This window comes from Paenibacillus violae, assembly GCF_032461945.1.
Classification (GTDB): Bacteria; Bacillota; Bacilli; order Paenibacillales; family NBRC-103111; genus Paenibacillus_E; species Paenibacillus_E violae.
In genome coordinates this window covers 330,813-350,890 of sequence record NZ_JAWCUD010000004.1, presented here as the reverse complement: position 1 = coordinate 350,890, position 20,078 = coordinate 330,813, and the positions used below count along the sequence as shown (strand labels likewise).

Here is a 20,078-nt window from a genome sequence, read left to right as displayed (position 1 = left end):
GACATTGTAAAACCATGGATGTACGATTATTTAACTTTAAAAAAGCGAATATTTATCATCTTTCTTTGCAGTACGCTGATACCGTTTATTTGTATCGTTCTCATTTCTTATTACACGATTTACTCGATCCTGACGAATAAAATTCAGAACGGGATACAGAGTAATTTAAAGCAAGTTGAACTCTCCTTAGAGAGTACGATCAGCAATTTAAATCACGTTTCTCAGCAGCTTGCTTTTCCCGGTAGCGTAGGGAAAAAGCTGGATCAGATGTTATCGCTTCCACCTAGCCAAACCTATGAACGATCTCAAATGATTAGCAATTTAAGAGATGAATTAAGCTTAGTGACCTTTACGAATCCAAATATCGGTCTAACCTTGTACTATTTTCAAAAGGATAATACTTACGATCTCGAAAATGTAGGGGTCAAAGATAATTTCTCTCCTGAAAAGCTGCCGTTGCTGGCAGAATACTCAGGAATTTCGTATTATGGGCCTCATATCAGCAACAACCGTTTCGATAACAACTTTGTTTTTTCGGCACTGAGGAAAGTGGATTTGCCCATGCGCGATGACGTGTATGTCTACATTGAATCAGGGTTCCATCTGACGCAGAATATCCTGAACAATGATCAATTCGGCGGCGGGAATTATCACATTTTTCTGGACAATAATGGTCGAATCGCCTATACGGAGCTGCCTAATTCGTTCGTGAAAGATACGCTCTTCCCGAATTTCTCCAGTGACAGTACGCACGGCAAGCTGAATGAATTTATATGGTTTCGGCAGGCCAGCAATCAAGGGTGGAGTATCGTATCCGTCATTCCGAAAGCTGATTACAATAAGGAAATGAATCGGTGGTTTCTGCAAATCTTATTGTTTGCGCTTATTTTTCTAGGAATTAGTTTGCTGATGGCATGGCTTTTATGGAAAATGGTTTATGTCCCTTTGAATGGATTTAATCGAGAAATCAAGCTGATGGCGCAAAATCGCGCGCAAGTGGTTAATGTAAAAACCAAAATACCGGAGTTTGATTTCCTTTTGAACCAATTTAGACAGATGAGGGAGCAGATTTGGGAGTTGTTCGCCGAGGTTGAGCATAAGGAGAAGCGGCGGGTGGATCTGGAAGTTGAGAAGCTGCTGTATCAAATAAATCCCCATTTTCTGATGAATACGCTGGATACGGTGCACTGGCTGGCCCTTATGAATGGTCAAAATGAGATCGATCGTCTTGTTTCTTCCCTAAATAAGCTGCTGCATTACAATCTGGGCAAGCTGGGAACGGCATCCACAATTAATGAAGAGATTGAGGCTTTGAAGCAATATTTGACGCTGCAGCAAATCCGTTATGATTTTAAGTTTGATGTCCAAATGCACGTCGATGAAGATGTTTGGAGCATGCCGGTGCCTCGGTTTATTCTTCAGCCGCTGGTGGAAAACTCTCTTTATCATGGGTTAAGCGACGATGGGTATATCCGCGTAGATGTGAATTTAACGAATGCCATTCTGATCTCTATTCAGGATAACGGTTCAGGGATGTCGGAAGAAACGATTCAAAACCTCCTGCATAACCCGGAAATCGAGAACAAAAAAGTCGGCATGGGAATTGGGTTGAATTATGTGAAGCGGATGCTCGAATCGCAGTATGGCGATAAGGCGGAGCTGCGTATTCAAAGTGTGATCGGCAAAGGGACAACGATATTTGTAACGATACCTATTATGGAGGGGAACCGCCGTCATGATTAAAGTGATGATTGTCGATGACGATAAATTGGTGCGTAAAGGGCTTATTTCTGCCATGCCCTGGAGCGAGTTTGATATGGAGGTTGTTGGAGAAGCGAGCAACGGCGAGAAGGCGTTGGAATTCATAGCCGACCATGCCGTCGATTTACTGCTCACGGATTTAGCGATGCCCGTCATGTCGGGGATTGAACTATTGAAGATTGTGCGCAAGCAATATCCGACTATGTATACCGTTGTGCTCACTTTCCACCAGGATTTTGAGTATATCCAAGAGGCGCTGAGGCTTGGCGCTATTGATTATATTGCCAAGGTGCAGCTTGAGAAGGAGCGCTTTGAAGAAGTGCTGGGGAGAATTCATAAACGGATTCTGGAGGAACAAAAGCCTGCTCCGCAAGCATCCGATGTCTTCTATGAAGGGGCTTTCTCACGAGACGAAACCATTTTTCAAGTGGATAAAGCTGTGCCGGATCTGGATCAAGTGAAGGAACAATGGTCGGGGCACGAATGGATTCATCAAGATCCGTTATTCGCCGCTCAGGTCAAACAGTTGAAGCATTTACGTTTGCCGCAAACCAAGCTAATTGGGCTCTTGTATACGTTAACGGATAAATGGAATCTATTATTCCACGCTGTTCATATGGCGAAAATTGCGCTGCCGGACGCTTTTGAGAACTGGCTGGAGGTTGAAGCGTGGATAACCAGTACGCGTGACATGATCCGTAAAGCGATGGACAAACCGGCTTTCTCGCAAGAGGTCGTCGAATGCGTGATGAAAGCCGTTCACATCGTCAGCGAAGAAATGCAGGAGCAGATTACTGCGGCAATCATTGCGAAGCGGGTGAATATGAGCAGAAGCTACTTCAGCCAGTGTTTCAAGGAAATTATCGGCATTAATTTTAGCGAGTTTTTGCGCAATAACCGAATCGACAAGGCAAAGGAGTATTTGCTTTATACGAATAAGACAATTTTATGGATTGCTGAGCATGTAGGCTATATGGATGAGAAGTATTTTAGCCGCAGCTTCCGGGAGCAAACCGGACTATTGCCAAGCGAGTATCGGCTAAAGCATGCAGCAGGTAGAGAAATGTCCGAAAGTTAGGGGGTCAAATGCCGGAAATGCCGCAGGTTGGATGCGAGTGGCAGAAAAATCTCGGTCAATTTCCCATCTAAGGTGTAACCGTTTTCCCTCCTTGCAGGGGGAGGATTCGTGTTATTTTTATCGTGTAGACAAATTATATAAACGAAAGAAGGGGATTTATATGAGCAAGCCTAAAAAAAGCATGCTGCTTTTACTCGCAGGAATGCTAGTTGTCTTATCTGCCTGTTCGGAAGCGAATACGGCTAAGGAATCACCTAAAGCTTCAACAGCGGCTACACAAACTGCGGGAGCACAAACAGCAGCCGCAGGCCCTTTCACGAAATCAGAGAAACCGATTACGATTAAAATTGGTAAAGATGTCGACGCAGCGGACAAAAGCTTGCCTGCTGGAGATTCGCCGGAAAGCAATCAGTATACCCGCTATATTAAAGACAACTTGAACATTGATACCAAAATTGTTTGGCAAGCGGCAAGCGGAAAGGATTACGATCAAAAAGTTAACCTATCTATTGCCAGCAATGATTTGCCGGACGCGCTTGTTGTGAAAGACACGCAGTTCAGACAAATGGTGAAAAGCGGTCAGCTCGCGGATCTGACAGAAGTATATAACAAATATGCTTCACCAGCACTCAAAAGCATCGTCGATAGTACAAAAGGTCTTGCGCTTAAATCAGTTACCGTAGATGGAAAAATGTATGCCCTTCCGAACGTCACAACAGAATCAGATATGGTTCATATGATGTGGATTCGCAAGGATTGGCTGGATAAATTAGGCCTGCAACCGCCGAAAACGATGGATGAACTGGAGAAAGTAGCCAAAGCCTTTGTCGAGCAAGATCCAGACGGGAATGGCAAAGCGGATACGATCGGGATTTCAGGGCCACAATTGGGCGGCTTGTTGAATGCAGATTTTATCAATCCTAACAATAATAACTATGGTTTCGATCCGATTTTCGCTTCCTACCATTCTTATCCAGGATTTTGGCTAAAAGGCGCTGACGGTAAAACAACGTACGGTTCCCTTCAGCCAGAAACAAAGCAAGCGCTCTCTAAGCTGCGTGATCTATATTCCAAAGGCTTGATTGACAAGGAAATGACGATTCGTAAAGACGCGCAAGAGCTGATCAAAAATGGAACTTCCGGTATTTACTTCGGTCTGTGGTGGGCTGGCGGATATGGTCCGTTAGCGGATGCCATCAAAAATAACCCGAAAGCAAACTGGCAGGCTTATGCGGCGCCTCTGGATGTAAATGGCGAATTTACGCCACACATGGGGAACCCGACGAATCAGTATCTCGTTGTTCGGAAAGGGTATGAGCACCCAGAAGCTGCTATTCAAATGGAAAACTTGTTGCTGCGTGACGAATCCAAATTCGATGTGAAAGTAGCCATTGGCAACTATCCATTACGTATCGTATATGCTCCAATGGATGAGATGGACGTTACGTACAAAATGATGAAAGAAGTGCTTGCTGGTACCAAAAAACCGGAGGATATGGATCTCCCGGGGTACAAATTGCTGAAATCCGATGCGGAAAAAGTGAAAAAAGTGAAGCTGGAGCCTTACGACAAATACGATATTCAGTATTGGGATCCGAATGCGGATTTAGGAACATGGAAACGGATGTATTCAACACTTGTAGGGATATCTGCGCTCCAGCTGCCGTATAAGAAAACCTACAGCGTAACGTACTCCCAGACGAAAACGATGGAAAGCCGATGGTCTGCGCTGGATAAATTGGAAAAAGAAACGTTCCTCAAAATTATTATGGGCGCTGCGCCGTTGGAATCCTTCGACAAGTTCGTCGAGGATTGGAAAAAGCAGGGCGGAGATCAGATCATTAGTGAAATCGAAGCGAACTTGAAATAGTCGCAAGGGCACACCAGGCGCCAGACTACTCTGGCGCCTTTCCCTTAACAACAAAGAATGGAAGTGATTGATAGGATGGTTACGAAGGGTTTTGCCAAACATTACTATCTCATGCTTCTTCCTGGCTTTATATGGTTGACGCTGTTTAGTATCGTGCCTATGTTCGGCATTGTCATTGCTTTTCAGGATTTTAATCCAGGCTTAGGCATTCTTCATTCCGAATGGGTCGGCTTGGAAAACTTCAAGTACATGTTTTCATTGAACGACAGTAAAACGGTGTTTTTCAATACCTTGTTCATTGCTGTCATGAAAATTATTGCGAATATGATTGTTCCGCTGGTCTTCGCGTTATTGCTGAATGAATTACGCATCGCGGTGTTGAAGAAATGGGTTCAGACGATTGTTTATTTACCACATTTTTTATCCTGGGTTATTCTTTCCGGTATTTTGCTTGATATCTTGTCCTTTAAAGGACCTGTTAACGGGTTGCTGGGGTTCTTCGGCATCAGTCCTACGCTGTTTTTCGGCAAGGCGGAGTTGTTTCCTTTTATCATCGTTGGAAGTGATGTTTGGAAGGAATTCGGTTTTAACACCATTATCTTTTTGGCGGCTTTAACGGGGATTAACCCGGCGCTTTACGAAGCGGCTGCAATTGACGGCGCTACGCGCTGGCAGCGATTGCTTCACGTCACGCTACCCGGCATGATGACAACAGTCATTTTACTTTCGGTACTTAGCTTAGGGAATGTCTTAAACGCTGGTTTTGACCAAATTTTTAACTTGTACAATCCACTTGTGTATTCAAGCGGGGATATTATTGACACTTGGGTCTATCGGACAGGTCTATTGAATCTGCAGTATGGATTGGCTACGGCAATGGGGCTTTTGAAATCCATCATTAGTTTTGCGTTAATTACGACTTCCTATGTGCTAGCCGCTAAGTTTGCAAATTATCGTATTTTTTAATATAAAGGAGCAGGATTATGGTCAGAGAAACAACAATAGGCTCCAGAGTGTTCGATCTTTTCCTTATCGTGCTGCTGGTTGGCATCGCTCTTTTGTGTGTGCTTCCTCTCTGGTATACGCTGGCTGTTTCGCTAAGCGACAATGCGGCAGCGTCCTCGGGGCAGGTCAGCTTCTGGCCGGTGGGATTTAACTTGAATTCCTATCATGAAATTATGGGCGACAGTAAATTTTTCAATTCCTTCTGGATCTCGATTCAGCGTGTTGTTCTGGGATCGACCCTGAACTTTGTTGTTATTGTGTTGATGGGGTACCCTTTATCGAAAAATACGAAAGATTTGCCGTTTCGTAATGTCTTGATGTGGATTTTGGTATTCACCATGTTATTTAACGGTGGCTTGATCCCTTGGTATCAAACGGTCAAATCTCTAGGTCTGATTAATAATATTTGGGCGTTAGTCCTTGGGAATAGCGTTCCGATCTTCAGTGTCATTCTGGTCATTAACTATTTCCGGAATTTGCCGAAGGAATTGGAGGAAGCGGCACTCGTCGACGGTGCAGGTCCTTGGTATATGCTTGTGAAAATATTCATCCCGCTGGCTGTGCCTGTACTCGCGACTGTGACCTTGTTCAGTATCGTTTACCACTGGAATGAGTTCTTTAACGGTCTGGTGTTAATGTCGAATGCGGATCATTATCCGCTGCAGACCTACATTCAACAGCTGGTGGTCATTGTGGATGCCAATACGATGACTGCGGAGCAAATTCAAAAGATGAGCGAGCTTTCCAATCAGACGTTGAATGCGGCGAAAATCTTTATTGCGATGATTCCGGTACTTGTCATCTATCCGTTCCTGCAGCGCTTTTTCATTCATGGGATTACGCTTGGTTCTGTGAAAGAGTAATAAGAGATTTAAAAACGGCTGACTCTGTGTAAACAGAGCAGCCGTTTGTGTTATACGGCTGCTTGAACGGTTGGAGTGAAGGTGTACAGCGAGATCGTAAAAAATGACAGGGCAGTGTAAGTTCATACAATGTAAAGGCAGCTTATAAAGAGTAAAATTTAGACAGAGGTCATAGGATTTTGAACACTGCAACAGATCATGGTAATTTCGACGAAAAGTGAGGAGGTATAAGATAGTATGCATGTCAACTTAGCTTTACAACGACCAGTAATTTGCAGCTCGGAGCGTATGAATGGTGAAGGAAGCCTTGCTGTGGATGGAGAAGCGGGCACTTTTTGGCAGCCGCTAAGCACGGATCGAAAGGATGACAATCGCGTTTGGATAACGGTTGATTTGGGAAGTACGGTTTCGTTTAACCAGATCATTTTGAAATTTGCATCGGGCTTCATAAGTGGTTATCAGATCGCCTATTCGCAAGACAACCTCATTTGGCAGGAGGCTTACCGCAAAGATGCTTCTAAAGAAGACATCGGACGTACCAATAAGACCATTTTTCCACGAGTTAATGCCAGATATGTCAAGCTGGAAGCGGAACTTTTCGATCCAGACCGTGATTTTCAATTGGTGGATTTGGGAATTTACGAGATCCCGTCGATTCCAAACGGACCTTTGTTAGCAAGTGTTTATGCGAGCAATGCTGAGGGAGATACCTTTGAACAATGGGATACATTAGCGCTTGTAAAAGGGGGCAGTGCGCGACTTACTATAAAAGGAGTCATGACGGATAGGACGGCAGCTGATCTAACACGAGCAGAGATCGTAACAACTTGCATGAATCCGGAGGTAGTCGTATTGGATGAAATAGGTGCCATGACTGCGCTTAAATCAGGTATTGCTCAAGTCAAAAGCCATGTTACTTTACAAGGGGTCACGCAAGAGATCAACCTTTATGTTGACGTTGATGATCCGTCCGAAAGGATAGCAGATCTATGGCTAACGCATCCTTCCCTTGTTATGGAAATCGGGCAACCTGCTCTACTGGCAGCGGACAGCGAATTTCCTGTCCTGCATATTTTGGCTAGTGAACGTATGTCGGTGAAGAACACTTTGATAAACGATTTAACCGGTGAGGTCATTACCTTTTTACCGGAACGTGAAGTTGAGGCTAACACGGATTGTACATTTATAATACCTGGTTATGCTTCCCAAGCTGCGCACTATCAATGGCGTATCGAACTTCTACTGAACGGCCATGTTGTAGGTTACGATGCTTTTTATTTTACGATTCTAGATCCCACGGCTTCTGAGGAAGGTCAGAATCAAATCGTTTATCTGAACAAGAACGGCAAGCTTGTCTATGTACCGGATTATAAGGGGAATCGTGTCATCGACTTTTCAAATGCAGGGTATGGAGGTGGGGGAGTCCCATTACCGGATGTGCCGATAGTCCTCACCATTGAACCTATTGAAGGCGATAATACGGCACATATTCAGCATGCGCTGGATCGTATCTCAGCCATGCACCTTTCTCCAGACGGCTTCCGGGGGGCCGTTCTTCTAAGGAAAGGTACATACCCAGTCAGCGGACAGCTTCGTATCCGTGCGAGCGGAGTCGTATTGCGTGGAGAAGGAGCAGACGAAAAGGGCACGCTGCTGTATGCAACAGGGACGATGAAGCGCAGTGTGATCGATATCCAGGGAGCATCGGCTCCGGAACTGTTAACAGAGACCGCAGCGTCTATAACAGATCTCTACGTTCCGTCAGGCTCACGCAGCCTCCATGTCGAAGATTCATCCGGCTTTCGTCCGGGTGATACCGTGAAGGTGCTGCGATTTGGGAATGAAAGATGGATTCATGCCATTGGGATGGATTCAATTAGGACAAGGCCTGTAACAGGAGGGACCGTGCAATGGTCGCCATTTGAACTAGCGTTCGACAGAGTGATCACGCATATTGACGGCAATTGTATAACACTCGACGCACCTATAGCCAATGCAATAGAACAACGGTGGGGGTCAGGTGCGATCGTCAAATACGAAGATGCCGGCCGGATTGAACGGATTGGTGTGGAACATTTGCGGATTGATGTGACTTATGATCCGAGCGTCAAGGAAACGAGCGTGGATGGAAATGAGGGAAGTGCGACGTACTTGGCTGATGAAAATCACGCCATCACGGGTGTGTATATGGACCGAGTTAAGCATGCATGGGTTCGCAATGTGGCAGGCTTCCATCTGCAGCATGCTCTCGTGCAAGTTGAGCGTGATACCAAGTGGACGACCGTTCAAGATTGCGCCGTATCCGATTTTATAAGTATAATAACCGGCGGGCGCCGTTATTCATTTCATCTTGTTGGCGAATTGGCTTTGGTACAACGTGTTTACTCGGGAGGGGCAAGACATGCTTTTACAGTTGATTCCCGTGTTACAGGTCCGAATGTGTTCTTCGATTGCAAATCCAAACAAGATTATAACACCAGCGAGCCGCATCATCGATGGTCAGTAGGCTGTTTGTATGACAATGTGAATGGTCGCATTCACATCCAAGATAGGGCTTGGTTAGGCAGCGGTCATGGCTGGGCGGGGGCTAACTACGTCACCTGGAATACCCGCAATGAGCTAGTTTCTCAACAACCGCCGACTGCGCAAAATTACGCTTTCGGACATGTGGGGATGAAGGGGAAAGCGCTGCTGCCTAATGCCTATGATCCTAGACCAAAGAATGATGCTTTTTGGGATAGCTTTGGTACACATGTCAGTCCACGAAGCTTATATTTACAGCAATTACAAGACAGGATTGGTGCCGAAGCCGATGAAGTGAAATAATTATGGCTGTCCCATACATTCTAAAAAAGAGGCGTTCCCTCGGTCATTAAATGACTTTGGGACAGCCTTTTTTATTTCACCAACCAGCTAGTCAAGAGACAATGATACGGACTCCCCTTGCAGGACATGATGGTCGATCAATGTCTCGGCCGGCACTTCCTCATCATTAATGCGGCGGATGAGTAGATCAGCGAGTTTGGTACCGATTTCGTTCACATTATAGTCCACCGTCGTCAGGGAGGGGTTAATATATTTCAGAAACTCAATATTATCGAAGCCCATAAGGCCGACTTGATCGGGTACGCGGATTTTACGCGCTTTCAGCCATTTCAAGACCTCCAATGCGTACACATCGCTGGAGCAGAGGATGGCGCATTTGCTGTCGATTGTTTCCATCAATGTTTCTAGTTCCATCAAATATTGCTTCTGTGCAATGACGTTAAACCTCATATCCGGAATCTCCGCACAGGCTTGCAAGAAACCTTGATATCGCTGCTCGGGCACATAAATGTTTTCTTTGCCTTTGCGCATCAGGGGAGGGCTTAAGTAGATGAGATGGCGGTAGCCTTGTTCGGCAAGAAAGGCAACAGAATCACAAATCGCCTGTTTATCGTTAATCCAAATATAGGGAAACGGACTAGCTAGCCGGTTGCCGAATGTTACAATCGGTGTGCGTGAACGAAGGAGAAATGACTCGAATTTCTTATTGTCATTCGCCGGCAGCAGGGCAATTCCATCGACACGGCGATCCAACAAGTTGTTGATATATTCCATTTCGAGCTCCTTGTCCCGATTGGAAAGCACTAAATAAACGATATAACCTCGTTTCCGAGCTTCAGCCTCGAAGGCATGGAAGAGCTGGGAGAAAATTTGGTTATGGATATCGAATAATACGATGCCAAGTGTTTTCGTATGTCCTTTGACAAGGCTCTGAGCCAAGAAATGCGGTCTGTAGCCAAGCTCTTCAGCGACGCGCATGATTTTATCGCGTGTGTCCGGATGAATGCCTGGACGGTTGTTCAATGCGCGATCTACGGTCCCTCGGGTAACGCCGCACAATTCGGCGATTTGTTTGCTGGTAATGTTCATAGGAATGGACCTCCGTGAAAGGCTCTAGTGGTCTAATCGTAGCTTAACTCGGCGTGCAGGTCAAGACCCGTGCTCGTGAACGTAAAGGGAATGCGTGCATATAGGCATTAGGAACGAATTTCATTTAAAGCGTTTACAAAATGAAACTAATTTGTTAAGATGAGTTCGTTCACGTGCACGATGTAGGTGAGTGGAGCTCCAATGCAGGATTAGCCGAAGCGGGGGACGCCCCGGATGGCACAGTTGCTTGTTGCAAATTTTTTTAGTCTTTGCCGTGCACGTGCACGGGATCAACATGGACCATGAATCGCAACGTAGAAAGGCATCAGGCCGCACCGGTTATGCCAGCTCGGTAGCGCGGCTTCACATTCTGTTAAGGATGGTGTCCTGTATGAGAAAGGTTTGGGTCTTTTTATTAATTTTTGCACTCGGGTGGTCACTAATTGCATGCAGCTCCAATTCTACACCAACTTCATCGAAATCAACTAAAGCCGAATTAACGCTAGTATGGAGTAAAAATGAAGCCTCAGATGAGCAGTTAACGAATATTTTGGCCGAATTCAATAAACAGAACCCGGATATCACGGTCAAAAGAGTGGAAGTCGTCAGCAGCGGTTGGGCCGACTATTTCAACAAAATTCAGACGATGATCGCCGGCGGCAAATCGCCTGACGTCATTCGCGTAGCCATCGAAGGCATTCAAATGTTTGCGAAGCAGGATTTGCTTCTCCCGTTGGATACCTACATGAAAGCCGATCCGGCTGCACTGGACAACTACAATGATTTGCATCCGAAACTTCAGTCGCCGTTTGTCATCGACAAAAAAACGTACGGTTTTGTCTGGGATTGGAACAATGTCGTCATGCATTTTAATACCGATATGCTCAAGCAAGCTGGCTTGTCTCTGCCCAATAAAGACTGGACGAAGGACGACTTTCTCCAATACGCGCAGAAGCTGACTACAGAAAAAGACGGCAAAAAACAATACGGATTTGCAATTCCGAATTATTATTTTGGCGCCTCTGCGTGGTTGTTTAACAATAACGCAAGCGTTCTGAACGATGACATGACAACCAGTAAATTAGACGATCCAAACGCCATCGAAATGATGCAGTTTTTCCAGGATCTCATTTACAAATATAAAGTGGCCCCGGTTCCAGGACCGAAGGATGATCAGATTCAGATGCTCATGAATGGTCAGGTAGGGATGATATCTGCCGGCAAATGGCCATTCGGCACGTATGACAAAAATAAGTTTACGAATATCGATGTGCAGTTCTTGCCGACGTTCAAAACGAACAAAGTGATCTTTGGTTCCGGGGCGTTCCCTGTCCTTAAATCCACCAAATATCCGGAAGCCGCCTATAAGCTTTCAGCTTTCTTGAGCGGTGTCTACTCACAGAAAACTACGCTTTCCAATACTTCAATTCCGACACGCATATCCGTCATGAATGAAGTGCTGCCGAAAACACCGGCTCAAAACTGGAAAGTATACGCAGAAAGTGCCGATGTCGCCAAAGCGGTAGAAGCGCCTATGCAATATGGCGAAATTCAAGGCGTATTCGACCGTCACGTATCGGAGATCCTATCTAATCAATCCGATGCGGCGTCAGCTATGAAAAAGGCGAAACAAGAAATCGACGCTATCCTGAAAAAATGACGCCGAATCGTTGGCAGTCCGTCGGCGGTCCGGAGGGATCGCCCGGCTCCACGGTTCATGGGAGGAGTCTAGCGTGGGAACCTATCGCAAGATGTCTAATACTGTTGTCGGCTTGTTATTTCTGGCGCCAGCCTTGCTATTTTTTGTACTCTTCATTGGCGAACCGGTTGTAGCGACTCTTTATTTAAGCTTTACCAAATATAACGTGATCACGCCGGCCAAATGGATCGGGTTTGACAATATCAAGCATTTGTTCGCAGATGATCGCTTATGGCTAACGTATGGAAATACGCTCAAGTATGTATTGATTTTAACCCCTATGCATGCGATTCTCGGTTTATTGATTGCTTTAGCGGTCAATCGGAATATCGGCAAAGGGTGGAAGTATTTGTACCGTACGATTTTTTATTTCCCCGTACTCGCGACTTCGGCAGCGGTTGCGGTCGCGTGGCAGTTCATCTTCAGCAAGGACTTCGGCATTCTGAATTTCTTGTTAAGCAAATTTGGTGTCAGCCCAATTGCGTGGATGCAGTCTCCGCAGTGGGTTTATGTGGCTGTAGCGATATATAGCTTCTGGAAATTTATCGGCAATGCGTTCCTGTATTACTTAATCGGACTTCAAAGCATACCTGCTGCACTGTATGAAGCCGCCGAAATTGACGGGGCGAATAAGACACAGCGCTTTTTTTCCATCACGCTGCCGATGCTTTCGCCAACAATTTTCTTTGTCTTGGTGACGACTCTGATTGGGGCGACCCAAATCTTTGATGAGCCTTACCTCATTACGTCGGGCGGACCAGGAGACGCTTCCCGTTCAGTGAATATGTATATTTATGAAGTGGCGTTCCAGCATCATGAGATGGGATATGCCTCTACACTCTCGCTCAGCTTGTTTTTAATCATATTATGTGTGACGGTCTTTCAATTTTCGATTAGTAAGAAATGGGTCAACTATGAAAGGGATTAAAAGAGGAGTTGATACAAGTGGAGGCTTCCAATCTTCAGGCAGCAGGAACCGGGACTAAAATGGGCGCCATGCGGGGATTAAGGCCGGGACGCTTTCTGCTGGACGGCGTGCTGCTGCTCTTATCCTTTCTAATGCTGACCCCGTTCCTGTGGATATTCTCCACCTCGCTGCGGCTGCCAAAGGATTCGTTCTCGCTGCCACCTGCTATCTTTCCGACAGCGTGGCATATTGGCAACTACGCCGAGGTGTTTGCGAAGGTACCGTTTTTCGATTTTATTTCCAACAGTTTAAAAATTTGCTTAATCATCGTGCTGGGACATATTTTTATCTCCAGCATGGCGGCTTTTGCCTTTTCACGCATCGCTTTTCCGGGACGCAACGCGTTATTTCTCATTTTTCTTTCCGGGCTTATGATTCCGGGGCAAGTAACAATCATCCCGCAGTTTATTCTGATGTCGAAGCTGGGGCTTGTTGACACGCATCTGGCGCTTATTTTGCCGGGACTCATTAATCCGTTCGGCATTTTCATGATTCGGCAGACGATGATGTCGATCTCCAGCGCGTATGATGAAGCCGCCTATATGGACGGAGCCAGCCGGATTTGGGTGTTTCTGAAGGTCATTCTCCCGATGTCCTATCCAGCAGTGGCCGTCACTTCGGTTATTAGCTTCATCGGACATTGGAACGATTTTTTCCGGCCGCTTATTTTCCTGAATTCATTTGAGAAAATGACGCTGCCGATCGGGATGACCGCATTAACCGGAGCTTTTGGTACCGGGAACCTTTCCGCCATTCTAGCAGGAGTGACATTGTCGCTCATCGTGCCGCTGCTTTTTTACATATTCGGACAAAAATACTTGCTGGATGGCATCACTGCGGGTGGACTTAAAATGTAAGTGAGCACAACGAACTATTTAATATCATGAGGAGTTTGAGGAGGCCGTTCTATGAGTACGAATCAGTCAAATGCGCAATTTGGTATGGAGAAAAATTTTGAATATACAGGTGCCAAAACGAATCAAATCTCGTTTCCGCTTGGTGGCATCGGGACAGGCAGCATTGGTCTGGCCGGGAATGGTCGGCTGATCGATTGGGAGATTTTCAATCGTCCGAACAAGCTAAGTTTTAACGGATTCTCCTTTTTTGCTGTAAAAGCGGAGCGTCAAGGCGAGGTGATCCTGACCAAAGTTTTGAACGGGGATTTGCAGACACCTTATACCGGTGAAGGAAAAGGGAAATTTGAGGGCTACGGCTACGGTCCTAGACGGGAAAATATGTCGGGATTTCCGCATTTTAAAAACACGTCGTTTCGCGGAGAATTTCCGTTTGCAGAAATGACGTTCGATGATCACGATGATCCTATTCATGTCAAGTTGACAGCTTTCAATCCGTTCATCCCGCTGAACGATCGGGATTCATCGATCCCGTGTGCCATTTTTGAATATGAAGTGACGAACCGCTCCACGGATGAATTAGATCTCAGTGTAGTAGGCAATTTAACGAACCCCCTACGCAAAGGAGCTGTAAACGAAGCGACGGAGGTAGATGGGAGAAGAGCGATTCGGATGTCCTCTGTACAGTATAAGGAGGATGAAGCGGATTTTGGCGATTTGACGCTGCTTGCTGATCATGATGATGTCAGTTATCAGTCCTATTGGTTCCGTGGGAGCTGGTTCGATAACTTAACCGTGTTCTGGAAAGATTTCCGCCGGCCAGGCCGTTTTCAGGAGCGGAATTATGAAACATCAAGTGAACTGGATCCGAGAAGAGTGCATGAAAAGCACCAGGATGTCGGCTTGCTGAGCGGGCATCGTACGGTACCAGCGGGCGGTAAAGCAACATTTCGTTTCATCCTTACATGGAGTTTTCCAAATTATGTAAACTTCTGGAATCCGGGCGGCGATCAACACCCTTCATGGAAAAACTATTATTCAACGCTATTCGAGGATTCCACCGCTACGGCTAAATACGTCATGACGAATTACGATCGGCTCTATGCGGAGTCGCGACTGTTTAAGGATACGTTGTTCGGGTCTACGCTGCCTGATACCGTCGTTGATGCCATTAGCAGCAATATTTCTATTTTAAAATCGCCTACTGTACTGCGTTTAACCGATGGGACTTTGTACGGATTTGAGGGTGTGCATACGAATGAAGGCTCGTGCGAAGGCTCTTGCACCCACGTATGGAATTACGAGCAAGCGACAGCTTTCCTGTTCCCGGCACTGGCACGTTCGATGCGGAAGATCGATTATACCTATGCCCAATTTGAAAATGGGAAAATGGCGTTCCGCCTCATGCTGCCTGCCGAGCGGACAACACGCGATAACAAGTTCAGAGCCGCTGCCGATGGTCAAATGGGCGGCATCATTAAGTCATATCGCGAATGGAAAGTGTCCGGCGATACAGCGTGGCTGCGCTCTCTGTGGCCTAATATTCGCAAAGCGCTCGAGTTTGCCTGGGAGCCGACCAATGAGGATCAATGGGATGCGGACAAGGACGGCGTGATGGAAGGGCGGCAGCACCATACGCTTGATATGGAGCTGTTCGGGCCAAATTCCTGGCTGACAAGTATGTACTTGGCGGCTCTGAAGGCTGCAGCCGAGATGGCGAATGCGCTAGGAGAGCCGGAGACAGCGGCAGAGTACGATGCGATCAGGCTCAAAGGATCTGCATGGACGAATGAGCATTTGTTCAATGGGCGTTATTTCCATCAAATGGTTGATCTCAAAGACCGTTCCGTGCTTGAAAAGTATGGTGCAGAAGCGGTGTACTGGAACGAAGAGGCTGGGGAGCATAAATATCAGATCGGTGAAGGCTGTGGCATTGATCAGGTGTTAGGACAGGGGTTTGCTCATCTGGTTGGCTTAGGGTACGTGTTGGATTCGGACAAAGTAAAACGTGCGGTTCATTCCATCTATGAGAACAACTTTATTGAACATTTAGGCGATCACCCGAATGCTTGCCGCATTTACGGATTAAATGATGAGGCTGGTCTTGTGATCTGCTCATGGCCTGATGCGAACTCTCCGATTGTGCCTGTTCCTTACGCGGAAGAGTGTATGAATGGCTTTGAATATCAAGCTGCTTGCCATATGATCTATGAGGGATACGTTACGGAAGGGCTGCGTGTGGTGAAAGCGATTCGCGACCGGTATGACGGGGAACGCCGCAATCCGTGGAATGAATTCGAATGCGGCAGCAATTATGCTCGCTCTATGGCTTCTTTCGGTTTATTGCTGGCGCTTAGCGGATTTGAATATGATATGGTCGAAGGGCATATTGGCTTTAGTCCGAAGTGGCAGCAAGAAGAATTCAGCAGTTTCTGGAGCTTGAATGACGGTTGGGGCGAGTTCCGCAGCACGAATGGACAGCTGGAGCTGGAGGTTAAGATGGGGACACTGACGTTATCCAGCTTCGGCAGCGAATTGCTGAAGGGGCGCGACATTCAGAGCGTCTTGCTTGGAGGGATCGAAGTAGCCGTAGACCATGCTGAGGGGAAAGTATTTTTTAAAGAGAAGATCACTCTTGATCCGCAATCTACTCTTATCATTAAGTTTTAGTATCAAGGTAGGTGATTCGTAGATGGAAGCCAATGAAGTTATTCAATCAGCTGTAGAGCAGCTGCAAAAAGTAGAAGGAATCGCTGCTATTGTATTAGGCGGCTCACGTGCCTGCGGTACCGAAACACAGGAGTCGGATATTGACATTGGCGTATACTACGATCCTGAGCATCCGATTGACGTTGCAGCTTTGGAGAAAGCTGCGGAGTCATTGGATGATCAGCACCGCGGCGGTCTTATCACGCCAATCGGCGGATGGGGGCCTTGGATCAATGGCGGCGGCTGGCTTAGCAGCGGCGGCTTTCCCTTGGATGTGCTGTATCGGGATGCCGCCAAAGTGTCAGGCATTATCGAGGATTGCCGGCAAGGCCGGATCGATATTCATTATCAGCCTGGCCATCCGCATGGCTTCTGCACATCGATCTACATGGGAGAAGTCGCGCGCTGCCGGCCGCTCTGGGATCCGGAGGGTCTCGTCGCTGAGATGAAGGCCAAGACATGGCCGTATCCGGAAGCGCTGCGGCAAGCGACCCTCGCGAAATTTATGTGGGAAGCGGATTTTTCCATCGCTAACGCTAAAAAGGCTTTGGGGCGTAACGATGTTTCTTACGCAGCCGGGCATCTCTTTCGAACGGTAAGCTGCCTCGTTCAAGTATTGTTCGCGTGCAATGGGCAGTATTTGCTGAACGAGAAAGGAGCCGTCGCCCAGTGCAGCCAATTTGCAGCAGCTCCTGCTGATTTTGAGAGGCGAATCCAGGAGGGATTCGCTTGCATGACGGCCGATCGCTCGGATTTAACGAGGTCGATTGCTTCTTTTGCGGCGCTTGCCGGCGAGGTTCAGGCGATTGCTAAGTAGCGGAGCGGGTTAGGCTCGGCGGAACAAACCGAGCAACTGCGAGGATGAGGCAGATTACTAGTGCTTAACGCCGATTCCTCCTGCTAGTTGCTGCGGTTGTTCCACTTTTTTCCTAAGTAGCTGGATTTTCTGGTGTTAATTAGGCCGACTATACCCAATTCTAGCCTCCTACCGATGATTTTGCTGGAGCTTCTACCGCTATTTCCTTGTCTGCTACTGTGCAGCGAAGATTAACGGTTGTTTTTCCATCTACCTTAGCGGGGACGACTTAGTGGATCATTCGCTCGGAGCAACGGCAGTATTTTCGGGTAAATTGACGAGGCTGCACACCTTACTTGACTGTTTGCATCACATAGTGGAACCTGAGGGCGCTATTTCTGCCCTATCGGTCTATTTTAAACTCTTGGGGAACTACAGGACTTTATTTCAACATCTGGGGCAGACTTTCAGCCCAATCCGTTGAAATAAGGGACCATAGTTCCCCTTCCGTGAGTAAAGGGGCTCATTTCGCAGAAATAGCGCCCTCTAGTTCCCTAAGGCCGAGCTGCTCGGCTTCAGGCCCAGGTGCCGAGGCTAGCCACGCAAGCTCCGCCTTACTCATCCGTTGGGGACGGCGACCGGCAGCAGCTCCAGTTCATGAATTGTGTAATTTGTCTTTGGTAGGTGAGGTGGAAGTTGACTGATCTGATGAATAGTTTGATGGAATGGTGCGACGAGTCATTGTGATGGACAAACAGAATCTAGCTTACGTGTAACTCTGGTATGTTGAGAAATTCGTTGATATACTGGGTTTGCAACTGCTTATCCCTTTTGTTGTGGTCGGGGAATTACAACAATACAGGAGTGTCAGGAATCAAGTAGGCTGATGAATTCCCGGATCGGCTTTAGGCTAATGACAACAAACCAATTTGAAGATGAGGTGTTTAAAAATGGCATTAATGTCCACATTCACGAGCTTCAATCTGCCTGTAAACAATGTAGAACAATCGAAGGCGTTTTTCACCGGACTCGGATTCAAGCTCAACCCGCAATTCCCCGAGAATGAGAAGTCGGTGGCTATCGTGATCGGCGACAACCTGCAGGTCATGCTGCTCACCAAAGAAATTCTAAAGTCGCTCACGCAGAAGGAAACCGTTGATACGCAAAAGTATGCGCAAATGACGATCGCATTGGCCTTCGAGAGCCGAGAAAAGGTGGATGAAATCGTGAATACTGCGGTCTCCTTGGGCGGGAAATCGTACGAAGAACCTGAGGATTATGGATTCATGTATCATTGGGCCTTCGAGGACTTGGACGGCCATATGTGGGCAATCAACTACATGAACACGGATGCAGCTCAAGGTTAAGGATAACGGAGAGCGCACTCATACTTGGATTAACAAGGGAAGACGCCAGGCACTCTCCCCGGCGTCTTCTTCGCGATGATTAGTTTTGTTCGGTATAGGCTTTGAAATTGTCCATAATCGGCATCGCAGGGGGACTTAGCCATCAAGCACTGATTTTAAGGTTGAGCTCAAAAAAGGTTTTGACCTTTGGCGAATTCATGTAAAATATAACTTAGAAATAGAGAGTAATGATAAGGAGAGATTCACTATGGCTGTGTTGGATATTAAGGTTGACGATTTAACGGGTACAGAAGTAAAAGCATTAATTCTGGAACATCTAAAAGGAATGTCAGAGCTTTCACCACCGGAAAGCATGCATGCCCTGAATATTGATGGGCTCAAAAAGCCGGAAGTTACCTTCTGGAGTGCCTGGGACCAAGGACAATTAGCCGGCTGTGGCGCAATGAAAGAACTTGACTCCGGACACGGTGAGATAAAATCCATGCGAACTTCTTCAGCCCATCTAAGAAAAGGGGTTGCCAAACAGCTGCTTGAGCACATTATCGGGGAAGCCAAGCGACGTGGCTATCAGCGGTTAAGTCTGGAAACAGGCTCCATGGAAGCTTTCGAACCGGCAAGAAAACTGTATGAAAAATCCGGGTTCGAGTATTGTGAGCCGTTTGCTGATTACACGGAAGACCCGCTTAGTTCATTTATGACATTGAAATTATAGAAAAAAAGGCTGCTGGACCAACAAGTCTGGACAGCCTTTTTTATTTCGCGGTTCAAGGGGTTTTTGAATAAACGAAAAATCCGCTTCTTTTTTCCCAACCCGCAGCCGTCCAGAAAGAATGGCCCAGATCATTATTTTCGAGTACAAAAATGTGACATTTCTCAATCCCTATCTCTCTTAACTGCGCAAGACTCGCTTCTACAAGCCGATGCCCGATCCTTTGTTTGCGATATTCCGGATTCACAGCTAGATGATAGATAAACCCTCTTCTGCCATCGTGCCCAGCCAGAATAGTTCCAACCACCTGATTGTCTGCTTCGCAAACGAAACAAAATCCTTTATTTCTAGCTAGATAACTCTCGATATTTGGTTTAGAATCCGCCTCGCTTAATACAAGACCTTCAATCTGATTCCAGAGTAAAAAGGCTTGCTCATAATCTTCGATTGTCATTTCTCGAATAAGGGACATCGATGCATTCTCC

The 20,078-nt window shown here is 46.6% G+C and carries 15 protein-coding genes; 13 read left to right on the top strand and 2 right to left on the bottom strand.

Annotation, left to right across the window (positions count from 1 at the left end):
* The first annotated feature begins 18 nt into the window (after positions 1–18).
* The 6 genes from RQP52_RS15520 (at position 19) to RQP52_RS15495 (ending at position 9,403) form a co-directional block, all read left to right on the top strand.
* Positions 19–1,743, top strand: a complete 1,725-nt coding sequence (locus RQP52_RS15520) for a sensor histidine kinase (RefSeq protein ID WP_315952784.1) — start codon at positions 19–21, stop codon at positions 1,741–1,743.
* Positions 1,736–2,839: a response regulator gene (locus RQP52_RS15515; RefSeq protein WP_315952678.1), complete on the top strand. Its 1,104-nt coding sequence runs from the start codon at positions 1,736–1,738 to the stop codon at positions 2,837–2,839. Before RQP52_RS15520 ends, RQP52_RS15515 begins: the two co-directional genes overlap by 8 nt.
* 160 nt (positions 2,840–2,999) lie before the next feature.
* A complete protein-coding gene (locus tag RQP52_RS15510) occupies positions 3,000–4,709 on the top strand; it encodes an extracellular solute-binding protein (RefSeq protein WP_315952676.1) in 1,710 nt (569 codons plus the stop codon).
* A 75-nt stretch (positions 4,710–4,784) separates the two neighbouring features.
* Complete coding sequence (locus RQP52_RS15505) at positions 4,785–5,675, top strand: ABC transporter permease (protein WP_315952783.1); 891 nt, start codon at positions 4,785–4,787, stop codon at positions 5,673–5,675.
* A gap of 17 nt (positions 5,676–5,692) precedes the next feature.
* Positions 5,693–6,577 carry a carbohydrate ABC transporter permease gene (locus tag RQP52_RS15500; protein ID WP_315952675.1) on the top strand — a complete coding sequence of 295 codons (885 nt, stop codon included), beginning with the start codon at positions 5,693–5,695 and terminating at the stop codon, positions 6,575–6,577.
* A gap of 237 nt (positions 6,578–6,814) precedes the next feature.
* Complete coding sequence (locus tag RQP52_RS15495; protein WP_315952674.1) at positions 6,815–9,403, top strand: discoidin domain-containing protein; 2,589 nt, start codon at positions 6,815–6,817, stop codon at positions 9,401–9,403.
* Between the two features lie 87 nt (positions 9,404–9,490).
* On the opposite strand, the gene RQP52_RS15490 is transcribed toward RQP52_RS15495, so the two are convergent.
* Positions 9,491–10,492, bottom strand: coding sequence for a LacI family DNA-binding transcriptional regulator (locus RQP52_RS15490; protein WP_315952672.1), 1,002 nt, complete (start codon positions 10,490–10,492; stop codon positions 9,491–9,493).
* Positions 10,493–10,883: 391 nt separating this feature from the next.
* Here RQP52_RS15490 and RQP52_RS15485 point away from each other — a divergent pair, with 391 nt between their 5' ends.
* From RQP52_RS15485 to RQP52_RS15455, 7 genes are all read left to right on the top strand, one after another.
* On the top strand, positions 10,884–12,152 hold the full coding sequence (locus RQP52_RS15485) for an ABC transporter substrate-binding protein (protein WP_315952670.1): 1,269 nt from the start codon (positions 10,884–10,886) through the stop codon (positions 12,150–12,152).
* Positions 12,153–12,225: 73 nt separating this feature from the next.
* Positions 12,226–13,119 (top strand): carbohydrate ABC transporter permease, encoded by an 894-nt coding sequence (locus tag RQP52_RS15480; protein WP_315952668.1) that lies wholly within the window; start codon positions 12,226–12,228, stop codon positions 13,117–13,119.
* Between the two features lie 17 nt (positions 13,120–13,136).
* A complete protein-coding gene (locus tag RQP52_RS15475) occupies positions 13,137–14,015 on the top strand; it encodes a carbohydrate ABC transporter permease (protein ID WP_315952666.1) in 879 nt (292 codons plus the stop codon).
* A 51-nt stretch (positions 14,016–14,066) separates the two neighbouring features.
* Positions 14,067–16,682 carry a GH116 family glycosyl-hydrolase gene (locus tag RQP52_RS15470; RefSeq protein ID WP_315952664.1) on the top strand — a complete coding sequence of 872 codons (2,616 nt, stop codon included), beginning with the start codon at positions 14,067–14,069 and terminating at the stop codon, positions 16,680–16,682.
* A gap of 22 nt (positions 16,683–16,704) precedes the next feature.
* Positions 16,705–17,538: a nucleotidyltransferase domain-containing protein gene (locus RQP52_RS15465; protein WP_315952663.1), complete on the top strand. Its 834-nt coding sequence runs from the start codon at positions 16,705–16,707 to the stop codon at positions 17,536–17,538.
* A gap of 929 nt (positions 17,539–18,467) precedes the next feature.
* The gene (locus tag RQP52_RS15460) at positions 18,468–18,884 is read left to right on the top strand and encodes a VOC family protein (RefSeq protein WP_315952661.1); all 417 of its coding nucleotides are present in this window, start codon (positions 18,468–18,470) and stop codon (positions 18,882–18,884) included.
* A 256-nt stretch (positions 18,885–19,140) separates the two neighbouring features.
* Positions 19,141–19,596, top strand: coding sequence for a GNAT family N-acetyltransferase (locus RQP52_RS15455; RefSeq protein WP_315952782.1), 456 nt, complete (start codon positions 19,141–19,143; stop codon positions 19,594–19,596).
* A 52-nt stretch (positions 19,597–19,648) separates the two neighbouring features.
* On the opposite strand, the gene RQP52_RS15450 is transcribed toward RQP52_RS15455, so the two are convergent.
* Positions 19,649–20,065, bottom strand: coding sequence for a GNAT family N-acetyltransferase (locus RQP52_RS15450; RefSeq protein WP_315952659.1), 417 nt, complete (start codon positions 20,063–20,065; stop codon positions 19,649–19,651).
* Positions 20,066–20,078 lie beyond the last annotated feature (13 nt).